Below are 13,462 nucleotides of genomic sequence, written 5' to 3' on the forward strand. Positions count from 1 at the left end.
GCTTCTTTGGGCGGCCCGTGAGTGGTTGACATTCACGCGGCCGCCGATTATATTTGTGATAATGATTCTCATTATTGTGGACGGACGTTATTAGACAGTTTTAAATCATAGGATAGGCAGAATTGGGGGTTACGGGAAAGATGACGCTTTTGCAAACGGAAGCACTGACGCTGGGGTACGGCGATACCGATATTATTAAAGACCTGCATTTGGACATTCCCGAAGGCAAAGTTACGGTTCTGATCGGCAGCAACGGCTGCGGCAAATCCACGCTGCTTCGTTCCATGGCGCGTCTTTTGCGTCCGAAGAGCGGATCGGTTCTGCTCGACGGCAAGGAAATCCATCGGACGTCGACCAAGGAAGTTGCCCGGAATATGGCAATTCTGCCGCAGGGACCGACGGCTCCGGAGGGGCTGACCGTGCTTCAGCTGGTGAAGCAGGGGCGTTATCCGCACCAATCGTGGCTGAAGCAGTGGAGTGCGGAGGATGAGCGTCTGGTGAACGAAGCGCTGGAAATGACGCGTCTCACCGATTTGGCCGACCGCGCGGTCGACTCCCTGTCCGGCGGACAGCGGCAGCGGGCCTGGATCGCCATGACGCTGGCGCAAAACACCGACCTGATTCTGCTCGACGAGCCGACGACGTACCTGGATTTGAGCCATCAAATCGAGGTGCTGGATCTGCTGTATGAGCTGAACCGTGAGCAGGGACGGACGATCGTAATGGTGCTTCATGACCTGAACCTGGCCTGCCGTTATGCCGACCATATGATTGCCGTGAAGAACCAGGGCGTCTATTGTGCCGGTGCACCGGAAGACGTGCTGACGCCGCAGATGGTCAAGGAAGTATTTTGCATGGACTGCATGATTGCGGAGGATCCGATCTTCGGAACGCCGATGTGCGTGCCGCACGGCAAAGGCCGCTTGTGCGGAGACCGGTGCAAGCTGTCGGCGGTCTGCGAAGCTTAGTGAATCCGTTCCGTGAGCGGGAATTCACTTGAATTGTAATAACGAGATGGAACATATAACAGAAGGCGCTTCTGCATTACAGAAGGCGCCTTTTTTGCGTTATATGATCAATAATGGCCAATATCGGTGGATCCATCCGGATGAAATGACTGTGCTGATAAGGCCCAGGTCCAAACCGGGAGAATTGAGGACATCCGTGAAAGCATCGGCACTTGGTGACAGATCAGAAGGTCGTAAATCCAAGCAGCTTCTGCACGCGGAACAGAAAGTCCTTGAACCAGGTGGACTTTTCCTGATACGCGCTCAGGTCCAGACTGTAATGCCCGTCCCGGTTGTTCCAGAGCCGGTCAAAATAGCCGGCCATCTGCCGGTCCAGCGCATCGCCGCGCGGAACGGATATCCAGAGGTCGTTCTCCAGATTGTAATTGTCCAGGTTCCGCGGCGTGAGATTGGTCGAGCCGCCCATGATCACGGAGCTGCCTGAAGGATTGGAGATGTACATCAGCTTCGTATGATACTGCTCCTCGGTCGTGTTGTACCAGCGGATGGCGATACGGCCATCGGAACGCTTGGTGAGCTCCTTCGCGACCGGACGGTTCGGAATGCCGATTTTGTCCTGGCCGAAGGCGTTCTGATTGGGGTCAAGCAGCAGCCGGATGTTGACGCCGCGGTCGGCGGCATCCAGCAGGGCGCTCATCACCTTTTCATCGGCCAGATAGAACATGCCCATCCACAGGGTGGACCCTTGCGGCGCCCGGTTGATCTCCAGCAGCGTATATTTGTCGATTTTGCCTTCGGTCAGATAGCGGACGGCTATTTTCCCTTGGGATGATTTCTTAGCGTCCTCGGAGGCTGGGGTATAAACCGGGAGCCGGTAGTCTCCGGACAGCCGGGCCGCCGCCTGCTCGCCTTTCAGGATATCGCCGATAATCGGGCCTTGCACCTCAAAGGCAATATTGGAGTGGTAGGCGCTGGCATCATGCACGTTACCGGAAGAGACCAGAGCGGTCTTCTCGCTAACCACAACCTTGCGGTGGTTGGCCTTGACGTTCAGCATTTTTAAATACGACCTTGCAGTGACCTTGGGCCCCTCGTTGGCCATCAGGTTCGGTATCCATCCGTTGCCCGACTGGCCGAACCACTGGATAAACGTCCGCCACACGGCGGAGTAGATCGGGTTCGAATCCCGCAGCGGATCCACATCGGTCACGACGACCTGGATGCCCGCAGCCTTCATCGCTTCGAGCAGGGGGTTGGGGGCGGAGCCGTAATTCGTATTGATCTGGTCCGTAATAAAGACGATCTGCATCTGGGGATACTGCTTTTTATGCGATATAAGCTTGTCCGCCAAGTCCTTGCTGACGGTCGGAAACTTCTGCCCTTTATGCTTGTAATCGTTAAACAGGAACAGATCAATGACAAGAAACTCCCGGGATTCATCGACAATCTGCATGATCCGATTCGTAATCTGGGGCTCATGGATGACCTGCCCTTGGTTATCAGGGTAAGTCAAGTCGCGATAGAAGCGGACCTGATCGACATGGTAGAGCGGACTCTCGTAGGATATGCCGGGAGGAAGCGGCTTGTGTGTCTGATACACGATGACCCCGGCGAGCCAAAGGATGAGCAAGCAGGCCGCAGCCAGAATCCAGCGCCGAACCCGGCGTTTACGGCTTTTCCCCTGCGGCTGCCAGCTGGCCGTACGCGAATGGTATGGTTCAGGTGCGTGCTGGGATGGGATATGGTGGGTCATCGAGTCATCGCCTCCTTTGCTTGTCCACTGCAGCCGGGTTAAACGGCAGGGTTCTCCGAGGGAGTGCCCCACGGTCTGGAACCCTGCCTTGCTTGGTACAGCGGTCTAACCAACTATTAACGTCGAAAGGGCCTGTTTGAAGCAGCGGAACGTTGTCATCATATGGGAAGAGGGCGTGGTGAACCTCGGTAGCCTAGAAAAACGTCCCATACAGCAAATAGATGTTCAGCGCTGCGATGACGGCTGCTACGATCCAGGCCGGTATCCGCACCCAGCGCGGGGCGATAAAAGGTCCCATCTTAACGGGATCGGATGTGAATTTGACGAGCGGGAACACGGCAAAGGACAGCTGCAGCGAAAGGATGACCTGGCTGAAAATCAGCAGCTGGCCGGTGGAGCCTTCCCCGTAAATTCCGATCACGATCACGGCGGGAACGATAGCGATCAGGCGCGTGATTAGCCGCCGGATCCATGGCTTCAGGCGGATATTCATAAAGCCTTCCATGACAATTTGGCCGGCGAGGGTTCCTGTCAGCGTCGAGTTTTGGCCGGAAGCGAGCAGCGCGACAGCGAACAGAACGCTGGCCGCACCGGTGCCGAGCAGCGGAGTAAGCAGCTGGTAGGCGTCTTGAATCTCTGCTACTTCAGTATGCCCCGTTGAATAAAAGGCAGACGCCGCAAGGATTAGAATGGCCGCATTGACGAACAGGGCGATGGTGAGCGCCACGGTGGAATCTGCGGTAGCGAAACGGATGGCCGATTTCTTGCCGGCAATGGACTCATCGTACCGCCGGGTCTGCACGATCGAGGAGTGCAGGTACAGGTTGTGGGGCATGACGGTCGCGCCGAGCATGGCCAGGGCGATGTACAGCATTTCCGGGTTCTGCACGATATCTGCCGTCGGAACGAAACCGGCTATAACCGCACCCATCTCCGGTTTGGAAAGGAACAATTCAACCCCGAAGCACATGATGATCACAGCGATAAACGAAATGACCAAAATTTCGATATGCCGGAATCCTTTATTTTGCAGCAGCAGCACCAGAAGGACGTCCACGGACGTGATGAGGACGCCTGCCAGCAGCGGCAGGCCGAACAGCAGCTGCAGCGCGATGGCTGAGCCGATGATTTCGGCCAGATCGCAGGCCGCAATCGCCAGCTCGCATAATATCCAGAGCCCGACGCTGACGGGCTTGCTGTAATGATCGCGGCAGGCCTGGGCCAAGTCCCTTCCCGTAGCAATGCCAAGGCGGGCGGACAGGGACTGAAGCAGGATCGCCATGAGGTTCGAAATCATGATGACCGACAGCAGCGAGTAGTTGAACATGGCGCCGCCGGCCAAATCGGAGGCCCAGTTGCCGGGATCCATGTATCCGACGGCGACGAGGTATCCGGGACCCGCGAAGGCGAGCATTTTGCGGAAGAAGCTGCCCTTCAAGGGAACCTTCATCGATTTATGAACCTCAGGCAGGCTGGGTGGACCGCCTCCTTTGCGCCAGCCGCTGCCGGCGGCCGCCAGTCGGCTCTCCTCACTTGCGTTCATGGGCAGCACTCCTTTCACAACATTCTATCGATTCAAATCGAGTCTAAACGGCTATCACATCCTATTGGAAAGCACCTGGGCTGTTGCATGTACTTCAAAAATTTTCCCTGAGGAAACTTTGTGGGCTCCTAAGCCAACGCTTCGGCCGAACAACCTGCAAAGCATTTATGGTTCGCTGCTGTGACGTGTGCCTGTGTGAGCAGCCAGCACCACGATGTGTGAACCGGGTCGCGGGAGGGGAAGGCCGCGGCCTTGTGAACTTTGGTCAGCCGGATGCATCATCCGTGATGTACAGGATGGAAGGTCGGCTCGGTTTGAGGCAAGTTGGCGAATTTACCAGAGGTTCTGTGGTATAATACTTTCTTTAGAGAATCGTGCGATGACGAGCGGGTCACGAAGTTAATCAAGGTTTGCAGCATATCCATGAAAGGGGCGCATCAGATGAACGGAAACGAAGCGGAACGCGGGTCTTTGCTGCCCGAAATACCTACAGGGGAAAGAAAAATCGAGCACGTGCGCCTGTGCTTGAACGAAGATGTCGGCAGTGGCGTAACCTCCGGCCTGGAGCAGTACCGCTTTCGCCACTGTGCGCTGCCCGAGATCGATTTCGAGGAGATTTCCCTCGAAGCCTCCTTCCTCGGGCGGACGCTCCGGACGCCGCTCCTGATCAGCTCCATGACGGGCGGAAGCGAAGCGACCGGGGCGATCAACGCCCGCCTGGCTGCCATCGCCGAGCGGCGCGGCTGGGCGCTCGGGGTCGGCTCGGTCCGCGCGGCGGTGGAGAAGGAGGAGCTTGCGCCGACCTTCCATGTACGCACACATGCGCCGACGATCCCGGTGATCGCGAACCTGGGCGCGGTCCAACTGAACTACGGCTTCGGCGTGGAGCAGTGCCAAAGGGCCGTCGATATCGCCGGAGCGGACATGCTTGTGCTGCACCTGAACGGCCTGCAGGAGGTGTTCCAGCCGGAGGGGAACACGAATTTCAGCGGGCTGCTGAGCCGGATTGGAGAGGTGTGCCGCCGGCTGGACGTGCCGGTCGGCGTCAAGGAGGTCGGCTGGGGCATCGACGGGGATACGGCGGCGCGGCTGTACGACGCCGGCGCGGCCTTCGTCGATGTGGCCGGCGCCGGCGGGACTTCGTGGAGCCAGGTCGAGAAGTTCCGCAGCCGGGACGCGGTCAGGCGCCGGGCAGCGGAGGCGTTCGCGGGCTGGGGCATCCCGACCGCGGAATGCATTGCCGAGGTGCGGGCGGTATCCCCGCACGGAGGGCTGATCGGCAGCGGCGGGCTGCAGGGCGGCGTGGACGCCGCCAAGGCGCTGGCGCTCGGCGCCGATCTCGCGGGCTTTGGCCGCAGCCTCCTCGGCCCGGCAGTCTCGTCCGAGCAGGCGCTGGACGAAGCGCTGGCGCAGGTCGAGTTCGAGCTGCGCACCGCGATGTTCGGCATTGGCGCGGCGGACATCGCCGCGCTGAAGGGTACGCGCCGGCTGGTGCGGACCCGGCCGTAACCTGGGCGGCGGACCGCAGCCCCCAGGCCGCAGGCAGCTGGATGATGGCAAAAAGCAAACAATCAACCAAAGGCCCATTTTCCTCATCGGAAATTAGGCCTTTTTTGCTGCCCTTATGGGTGTTCCCGCGTTCCGTGCGGCGATCGATCCAAAAAATTTATATAATATTTACCAAAAAAAGTTTTGCCTTCGTTTCTGCCTGCCCTTATATTAAGAGTACAAATAACGCGAAATGTTCGCCTTTAGGACATGAAGGTTGTTGAATTGATGTAAAGGGGAAGGTGACTCTGCTTTGAAGAAATCCATTTTTCAGTTGAACACAAGAACTGTGGTGACGATAGGCATCGGTGCGGCCCTCTATGGAGCCACCAGCTTTATTGGAATTCCCGTGGGACCCGATACCTCGCTGCGTCCGGCGATTGCGCTGCTGGCGATTTTCGGCGCCCTGTTCGGCCCGGTGGTCGGGTTTATCGCAGGGCTGATCGGTCACGTGCTGAACGACCTGCTCACCAGCGGTACGGTATGGTGGGGCTGGGCGCTCGGTTCTGGCATTACAGCCGCATTTATGGGACTCATTTACTTATCCAAAGGGTTTGACCCGCAGAACGGTACATACAAAGGAAAGCATATCGGCCTGTTCATCGTATACGGCGTCGTCGGCATCATTCTGTCGCTGCTCTTCTCGGGATGGTTTGACATCACGTTTATGGGCGAGCCGTCGGATAAACTGCTGGTGCAGGTTACGGCCGCTTCGATTTCGAATATCGTCGTCTTTTTGGTGCTCGGGGTTCCGGCTGTGATCGGATTTGCCCGCAGAAACGCCAAAGTCAGCAATTTAAGCGTCAACGAGTAGGTGCTTGGCAGAGCGCCACAGGATAGGAGATTTACGTCATGATGCAGCCGATCATCTCGTTTCAACAGTACAGCTTTAAATATAAAAATCAGTCGGAGCCCACGCTGAAGGACATTACGCTGGACATTTATCCCGGAGAAAAGATCTGGATCGCCGGTCCCAGCGGCTCCGGCAAATCGACCTTGGCCCATTGTATCAATGGGCTTATTCCTTTTACCTACGGCGGAGACATCCGCGGCCGTCTGAGTATTGCCGGACGGAATCCTGCCGAATTGAGCATTTTCGAGCTGAGCCGCACGGTGGGGACGATTTTGCAGGACCAGGACTCCCAGTTCGTGGGATTAAGCGTGGCCGAGGACGTGGCGTTTGTCATGGAAAATAAAGCGATGCCCCGCGAGCAAATGAAGCGGGAAACATCCGCTTCCCTGGAGCGGGTCGGCATGCTGGATTATATCGACCACAGCCCTTACGAGCTGTCGGGCGGGCAGAAGCAGAGCGTGTCCCTGGCCGGCGTGCTGTCGACGGATGCGGAGGTGCTGCTGTTCGACGAGCCGCTGGCCAACCTAGATCCGGCGGGCGGTCGCAAAGCGATGCAGCTCATCGACGATATCCACCGGCAGGGCGGCAAAACGGTCATCATCATCGAGCACCGGGTGGAGGATGTGCTGCAGCAGCCGATCGACCGGATCGTGCTGATGAAGGACGGAGGCATCGAGGCAGTCGGTACGCCGGACGAGATTCTGGCGTCCGGCCTGCTGCGCGGCTGCGGCTTGCGGCCGCCGCTGTATGTCGATGCGCTGCGGTACGCCGGCGTATCCCTGGACGGTGTTCAAGGCCTGAGCCGGCCGCAGCCGCTGGGCATTCCCGGCCTTGGTGAGCGGCTGGATGGATGGAGCGAACAGGCGGCTGCCGGGGCGCCGTCACAGCCTGCAGAACCGCTGCTGGACGTACGCGGGCTGACCTTCGGGTATGAGCCCGGGCAGCCGGTTCTCAAGGATGTGTCGCTGCTAGTCGGCGCCGGAGAGATCGTTGCGCTCCTGGGGAACAACGGGGCGGGCAAATCGACGCTGTCCCAGCTGATTACGGGCATTCTGAAGCCGCAGTCCGGCTCGATGCGGTATGCCGGCCAGGATATGGCCTCGTGGTCGATCCGCCGCCGGGGTGAAGCGATCGGCTATGTAATGCAGAACCCGAACCGGATGATCACGCAGCATATGATTGCAGACGAGGTTGGCCTCGGCCTGAAGGTCCGCGGGGTGCCCGCCGCTGAAATCAAGGAGCGGGTCGCGGGCGTCCTGCAGACCTGCGGGTTATATCCTTTCCGCAACTGGCCCGTTTCCGCGCTCAGCTACGGCCAGAAGAAGCGGCTCAGCATCGCCGCGATTCTCGTGCTGGCGCCAAAGTTGATGATTTTGGATGAGCCCACGGCCGGCCAGGATTATCGGCATTACCAGGAGTTTATGGATTTTATCGAGCAATTGGCCGGACAAGGCATCGCCTTCCTGCTCATTACGCACGACATGTATCTGGCCTTGGAGTACGCGCGGCGCGCCGTGGTGCTCAGCGGGGGCGAGGTGCTCGCCGCCGACACGGTCGCCTCGGTGCTCAGCCGTCCGGAGGTGACGGAGCCGGCCCATTTGAAGGAGACGTCGCTGTCCCTTTTCGCCAAAGCCAACGACCTGGCATCGCCGGAGCGGTTTGTGCAGGCTTTTATCAACGCAGAGAAGAAGGGGAAGAAGGGCCATGAATAGAACGGGCAGCCTCTATGTCACGGGGAACTCGCTGTTTCACCGGCTGGACGGAGCGGTCAAGCTGGTGCTGTTTATGGCCTGGACGGTCATGACGTACATGTTTTTGGACCTGCGGGTGTTTGTGCTGATGCTGGTTGTCGGGATTGCGCTGCTGGTGACGGCAGGGATTCCTTTTAAAAAAATGGCATTTTTGTTTTGGCTGATGATTATTTTCACGGTACTGAACGGCATCTTTATTCTGCTCATCACGCCGACCTTCGGCACACGGCTGACGGGGACGGATACGCCGCTGATTCAGCTCGGCTATAACACGATCAATGCGGAGACGCTGTTTTATGTGCTGACGCTGTCGGCCAAATATTTGACGCTGCTGCCGATTACGATCCTGTGCATTTTTACTACGCAGCCTAGCGCATTTGCCGGCAGTTTGAACCGGATCGGCGTCCCTTATAAAATCGCCTACGCCGTGAGTATTGCCCTCCGCTATATTCCGGACCTGACGGAAGAATTCCGGAGCACACTGAACTCGATGCAGGCACGCGGCATGGGGATTACGAAAGAGGACGGCAGCATTGCGCAGCGCCTGCGCAACCTGGCGGCGGTCGTCGTTCCTGTGCTGCAGTCCGCTCTGCACCGGATCGATTCGGTGACGAACGCCATGGAGCTGCGGGGCTTTGGCACGCAGAAGAAGCGCACCTGGTACAGCGGCAAGGAGATGGAAGGGCTGGACTGGACGTTAGCCGTGCTTGGCGTGCTGCTGCTGGCTGTAGGCATTTGGCTGAAGGTGCAGGTGCTGAAAGGATTTTGGTATCCTTTTTAACGGTGGTCCTGCAAATGATCTGGCAATGGGGCCCGGAGAATCCGGGTCTTTTTCGTTGAAAGCTTGATTGCCTGCGTCTGCGGCATTGGTTTTCGCAGCTTTCATTCATTTTGCCGCCTTTTCGTTTTCACACGATCGCTGCATCTTTATCCTTACGCACTTTACGCTCACCGGTTCGTTTCATCCCAGCAGCATGGCGAAATGAAGGCTTAAGCCGGGCATCCGATAGTAAAGTCCAATCCTTGCCGCTCCGGGGGTTCTAATATATAATGGGTAGGATTGAGAGACGTCTGTTTAACTATTACCTAAATAGGAGTTGTCATATAAATGGCTTTGAAAGCAGGGATCGTTGGACTGCCGAACGTCGGCAAATCCACGTTGTTTAACGCAATTACCCAGGCGGGCGCCGAATCCGCCAACTATCCGTTCTGTACGATTGATCCAAACGTCGGGGTTGTCGAAGTTCCGGACGAGCGTCTGGATAAGCTGACCGAGCTGGTCCAGCCGAACAAAACCGTACCGACCGCTTTTGAGTTCGTCGATATCGCCGGCCTGGTCCGCGGCGCGAGCAAAGGTGAAGGTCTGGGCAACAAGTTCCTCGCCCATATCCGCGAGGTGGATGCGATCGTGCACGTGGTGCGCTGCTTCGAGGACGAGAACATCACGCACGTGGACGGCAAGGTCAACCCGGTCAGCGACATTCAGACCATTAACCTGGAGCTGATCCTGGCCGACCTGGAGAGCGTGGAGAAGCGCATCGACCGTTCGCGCAAAAACATGAAGGGCGGCAACAAGCAGTACGCCCAGGAAGTTGAAGTGCTGGAGCGCCTGAAAGAAGCGCTGTACAATGATCAGCCGGCCCGTAGCGTGGAGCTGTCGGAAGAAGAGAAAGTGATCGTGCGTGATCTGCACCTGCTGACCCTGAAGCCGGTTCTGTACGCGGCCAATGTCAGCGAGGACGGCGTGGCTGATGCGGACAGCAATCCGTACGTGCAGCAGGTCAAGGACTTTGCGGCAGGCGAGAACGCCGAAGTCGTTCCGATCAGCGCCAAGGTCGAGGCGGAAATCGCCGAGCTGGAAGGGGAAGACAAGGAAATGTTCCTGGAGGAGCTCGGTCTCGAAGAGTCCGGCCTGAACCGTCTGATTAAGGCGGCTTACCGCCTGCTCGGCCTGTACACGTACTTTACGGCAGGCGTGCAGGAAGTGCGCGCGTGGACGATCCGCAAAGGAACGAAGGCGCCGCAGGCAGCCGGCGTCATCCACACCGATTTTGAGCGCGGCTTTATTCGTGCCGAAGTGGTCTCCTACGACGACCTGGTCGCCGCCGGTACCATGAACGCCGCGAAGGAACGCGGCCAGCTTCGCCTGGAGGGCAAAGATTATGTCGTTGCGGACGGCGACGTAATGCATTTCCGTTTCAACGTGTAAACGTGTAATGGATGCGAACATTTGGATTTCGAGTAAGCAGATAGTCAACGTAAAACCGCCATTCCCCGGGTAACCCTTGGAATGGCGGTTTTTTGGTAGGGCTGAGTGGTCGGTTATCCCCGTCCTACCCAGCGCGAAAGGCCGATTATCGCTTTCAGCCTGCGACGCTCACAGCCCCTTAATGATTCACGGTAATGCTGCCGTTGGACGTGGCCAGCCCCACGGTATACTGTCCGTCTCCCAAGGTGGCCGTGGCGCGGGAGTCGCTCTCATCGACCCACCCGATGTTGCCCTTGATGGAGGAGTTGGACGTCTTGGCGGTCAGCTTGGCGTTGCCATCCTCGGAAACGGTCAGGTTAATGCTGCCGTTTGAGGTTTTCACGTCCCAATTGCCGGCGATGCCGCTATCGCCCCGAACGGCGCCGTTGCTGGTCCGGATGTAGACCGGGCCGCCAAGCTGGTTGGCCGTCACCGTACCGTTGCTGGTCACCAGCTCGGAAGGGCCGTTGATGTTCGTGGCTACGATCCGGCCGTTGCTGGTCTTGGCCGACACCTTGCCCTGGATATCCTTTACGTTCAGGGTGCCGTTCGACGTTACGGCCGTCAGTCCGGCATGAAGGCCGGAAGCGTCGATGGTGGAATTTTTCGTATGCACTTCCACTTCGACGGACTCCGGAACCTGGAGGTTAAAGTAATCTTCAGGCATCGCCCAGCCGCCGATCAGGACGATATCCGGCTGGTGTTTATCCAGTGTCAGGGTCAGCGTGTCCCCCGACGTTTCCGACTTCCAGTGCTGCTTCGTCCATTTGTCGGCATTGGCCTGGGAGGATTCGGTGCGCACGCGGACTTTTCCCTCATAGGCAATATTCGAGCCTTGAGCTTCTGTTACGTTAACCTTGCCGCTGTCGAGGAAAACTTCTACCCGCTTGATTTCTCCCTTGGCCGGAACCGATCCCTGCACGGCGCTGAGGTAACCTTTATTAAAGAGGAACGTCCAGTCGGGATAAATCGCCTGGGCTCCGCTGACAATCAGAAGCAGAATCAGGATCGTGACGCTTCCGCCGCCCAGACGAACCCGCTGGTTGGCATGCACGACATTGGAAATGACAACTTCAATGCCGAGCAGGATGAGCAGGGTGGGCCATACGTATTTCAGAACTTCAAAGCTGATGAACTGATTCATTTGAAGAATGATGATGACCCCAAGGCCGATCAATCCGATGGCGGTGGTCCACTTGCCGATCTTTCGGACCGGCGGGCGCGTCTCAAGCGGTGCGGTCACAGATGCTCACTTCCCTTATGGTTTGGTCTTTTGCCAAGCAGCCACATGCCGTAAACGATCAGGCCGACGGCCAGCAGCACGCTGGTAATATTGCGGTTCAGCAGCCATTCCCACAGGCCGGGGAAGACGCCGACGAGGAGGACGAGAATGCCCATGCCGATGCAGGTCGCCCCGATCCAAAACGGATGGACCGCCGATTCCTTCTGATATCCGTTCATTTGAATCCAGTCACGCTCGGTCCAAGGATAGCCGAAGGTATCCTGGCCCATCATCATACGTTCATGCTCCATGGCCGCGGCTTTCATCCAGCTCGCCTTCTGCAGGGCGTCAAACAGCTGGTAGAACCACAAAATCGCCAGAGCGAACGGAAACAGCATCGGAATCGACGGGATGAGGATGATGCAGACGCAGGCGCCGATCATGTACTGCAGTCCCTGTTTGGCGAATCCTAAATATAAATGGCCGAGGCCGGGAATCATGGACAACATAAACGTGAGCCATCTACTTTTTCTAATCATGGGTTACCCTCCTTAAATATGTGCTCCATTCGAGTGGATAAATGCTGCGTGGCCTCCGTCAGCCCGTTCCCCAGATGCTCGAAAATCCCGAATTGGAATAAGCAAAAGGTCAGGCAGGCCGCAAGGCCAAAATGGGCAAGCTTGGATTTCTGCGACTCGCGGGGCCGGCTTCTCGGCAGCGATCTTACCGCCAGCGGCGGCATTTGACGGACTTCCTCCATCACGCCGGCAACGATATCCGGCATATCCATGACCGGACCGGGATTCTCCCAAATTTGGGACATCTCGACAATTTCCTGATACCAAGCCTGGCATTCCGGACAATGGTTCAAATGCTTCTCGATCAAGAGGGAGGTTTCGGGCGGCAGTTCATGGGCGGCGTAAGCGGCCATCTGGTATTGAATGAGTTCGCATTTCACCTGAGCTCCTCTCCTTTCTGACGCATCATTTGTCTGGCACGGTATAATTGGGACTCAACGGTTTTGGCGGTAATGCCCCGCCTCTTGGCAATCTCCTGATAGGAGCATTGTTCAAAATAATACATCTGCACGGCCGACTTATACGGCTCCTGCAGCTCATCGACGATTTGACGGATCCGGCTGTTCGTCTCTTTGGAGAGGACGATCTTCTCGGGGGTCTCGGCGGTTACCCAATCGTTTTCGCTAACCTCTCCCATCGTCCTTCGCGCCTGTTCCCTTTGGTGGGCCCTTTTCCAGTCCAGGCACTTCCGGACGGCGATTTGATACAGCCAGGTGGAGAAGGAGGATTCTTCCCGAAAAGCAGGCAGGGCCGAATATGCTTTGAGGAAAATGTCCTGCGACAAATCTTTCGCCGAGACGCTGTCGGCGGTCATTTTCAGGCATACGTGGTATACCATGCTCTGGTACCGCTGCACCAGAAATTTATAGGCTTCCGGATGGCCGGCTTTGACCGCCCGGATCCACTGCAACTCTTCTTCCAGTCTTCTCCCCTCCTCCCGATACGTTAAGTTAGACGCCGCATGTCGAGGCATCCCTGCAAAGTTTTTTAAAAAAATT

General features: G+C 57.5%; 12 protein-coding genes. 6 read left to right on the forward strand and 6 right to left on the reverse strand.

Features of this window, described 5'->3' with window-relative positions; all coding sequences use genetic code 11:
* Nucleotides 1-140 precede the first annotated feature (140 nt).
* A complete protein-coding gene (locus GCU45_RS18715; RefSeq protein ID WP_076174732.1) occupies nucleotides 141-968 on the forward strand; it encodes an ABC transporter ATP-binding protein in 828 nt (275 codons plus the stop codon).
* A gap of 223 nt (nucleotides 969-1,191) precedes the next feature.
* Here GCU45_RS18715 and GCU45_RS18720 read toward each other — a convergent pair whose 3' ends face one another.
* Nucleotides 1,192-2,721 carry a phospholipase D family protein gene (locus GCU45_RS18720; protein ID WP_152399946.1) on the reverse strand — a complete coding sequence of 510 codons (1,530 nt, stop codon included), beginning with the start codon at nucleotides 2,719-2,721 and terminating at the stop codon, nucleotides 1,192-1,194.
* 193 nt (nucleotides 2,722-2,914) lie between these two features.
* Nucleotides 2,915-4,264 carry an Nramp family divalent metal transporter gene (locus GCU45_RS18725; protein WP_152399947.1) on the reverse strand — a complete coding sequence of 450 codons (1,350 nt, stop codon included), beginning with the start codon at nucleotides 4,262-4,264 and terminating at the stop codon, nucleotides 2,915-2,917.
* Nucleotides 4,265-4,705: 441 nt separating this feature from the next.
* Here GCU45_RS18725 and fni point away from each other — a divergent pair, with 441 nt between their 5' ends.
* The 5 genes from fni (at nucleotide 4,706) to ychF (ending at nucleotide 10,625) form a co-directional block, all read left to right on the forward strand.
* Nucleotides 4,706-5,773: a type 2 isopentenyl-diphosphate Delta-isomerase gene (fni, locus tag GCU45_RS18730; protein ID WP_244364153.1), complete on the forward strand. Its 1,068-nt coding sequence runs from the start codon at nucleotides 4,706-4,708 to the stop codon at nucleotides 5,771-5,773.
* 292 nt (nucleotides 5,774-6,065) lie between these two features.
* Nucleotides 6,066-6,626 carry an ECF-type riboflavin transporter substrate-binding protein gene (locus GCU45_RS18735; RefSeq protein ID WP_084204127.1) on the forward strand — a complete coding sequence of 187 codons (561 nt, stop codon included), beginning with the start codon at nucleotides 6,066-6,068 and terminating at the stop codon, nucleotides 6,624-6,626.
* Nucleotides 6,627-6,667: 41 nt separating this feature from the next.
* Complete coding sequence (locus tag GCU45_RS18740; RefSeq protein WP_208837154.1) at nucleotides 6,668-8,377, forward strand: ABC transporter ATP-binding protein; 1,710 nt, start codon at nucleotides 6,668-6,670, stop codon at nucleotides 8,375-8,377.
* Nucleotides 8,370-9,197: an energy-coupling factor transporter transmembrane component T family protein gene (locus tag GCU45_RS18745; RefSeq protein WP_152399950.1), complete on the forward strand. Its 828-nt coding sequence runs from the start codon at nucleotides 8,370-8,372 to the stop codon at nucleotides 9,195-9,197. The genes GCU45_RS18740 and GCU45_RS18745 overlap by 8 nt, the downstream gene beginning before the upstream one ends.
* A 327-nt stretch (nucleotides 9,198-9,524) precedes the next feature.
* Nucleotides 9,525-10,625 (forward strand): redox-regulated ATPase YchF, encoded by a 1,101-nt coding sequence (ychF, locus tag GCU45_RS18750; RefSeq protein ID WP_152399951.1) that lies wholly within the window; start codon nucleotides 9,525-9,527, stop codon nucleotides 10,623-10,625.
* A 178-nt stretch (nucleotides 10,626-10,803) separates the two neighbouring features.
* Here ychF and GCU45_RS18755 read toward each other — a convergent pair whose 3' ends face one another.
* From GCU45_RS18755 to GCU45_RS18770, 4 genes are read right to left on the reverse strand one after another with little or no spacing between them, the layout of a single operon-like run.
* The gene (locus GCU45_RS18755; protein WP_152399952.1) at nucleotides 10,804-11,907 is read right to left on the reverse strand and encodes a DUF4097 family beta strand repeat-containing protein; all 1,104 of its coding nucleotides are present in this window, start codon (nucleotides 11,905-11,907) and stop codon (nucleotides 10,804-10,806) included.
* Nucleotides 11,904-12,425: a hypothetical protein gene (locus tag GCU45_RS18760; RefSeq protein ID WP_076174717.1), complete on the reverse strand. Its 522-nt coding sequence runs from the start codon at nucleotides 12,423-12,425 to the stop codon at nucleotides 11,904-11,906. Before GCU45_RS18760 ends, GCU45_RS18755 begins: the two co-directional genes overlap by 4 nt.
* Entirely contained in the window at nucleotides 12,422-12,844 is a 423-nt protein-coding gene (locus GCU45_RS18765; RefSeq protein ID WP_152399953.1) for an anti-sigma factor family protein, read from the reverse strand. Before GCU45_RS18765 ends, GCU45_RS18760 begins: the two co-directional genes overlap by 4 nt.
* Nucleotides 12,841-13,374, reverse strand: coding sequence for an RNA polymerase sigma factor (locus GCU45_RS18770; protein WP_167527165.1), 534 nt, complete (start codon nucleotides 13,372-13,374; stop codon nucleotides 12,841-12,843). Before GCU45_RS18770 ends, GCU45_RS18765 begins: the two co-directional genes overlap by 4 nt.
* Nucleotides 13,375-13,462 lie beyond the last annotated feature (88 nt).

This window comes from Paenibacillus cellulositrophicus (assembly GCF_009363095.1).
Taxonomy (GTDB): domain Bacteria; phylum Bacillota; class Bacilli; order Paenibacillales; family Paenibacillaceae; genus Paenibacillus_AQ; species Paenibacillus_AQ favisporus.

Coding starts and splice junctions, on each gene's coding strand:
- GCU45_RS18725 (WP_152399947.1), bottom strand. CDS start 4,264: ATGAACGCAAGTGAGGAGAGCCGACTGGCGGCCGCCGGCAGCGGCTGG.
- GCU45_RS18740 (WP_208837154.1), top strand. CDS start 6,668: ATGCAGCCGATCATCTCGTTTCAACAGTACAGCTTTAAATATAAAAAT.
- ychF (WP_152399951.1), top strand. CDS start 9,525: ATGGCTTTGAAAGCAGGGATCGTTGGACTGCCGAACGTCGGCAAATCC.
- GCU45_RS18760 (WP_076174717.1), bottom strand. CDS start 12,425: ATGATTAGAAAAAGTAGATGGCTCACGTTTATGTTGTCCATGATTCCC.
- GCU45_RS18745 (WP_152399950.1), top strand. CDS start 8,370: ATGAATAGAACGGGCAGCCTCTATGTCACGGGGAACTCGCTGTTTCAC.
- GCU45_RS18715 (WP_076174732.1), top strand. CDS start 141: ATGACGCTTTTGCAAACGGAAGCACTGACGCTGGGGTACGGCGATACC.
- fni (WP_244364153.1), top strand. CDS start 4,706: ATGAACGGAAACGAAGCGGAACGCGGGTCTTTGCTGCCCGAAATACCT.
- GCU45_RS18720 (WP_152399946.1), bottom strand. CDS start 2,721: ATGACCCACCATATCCCATCCCAGCACGCACCTGAACCATACCATTCG.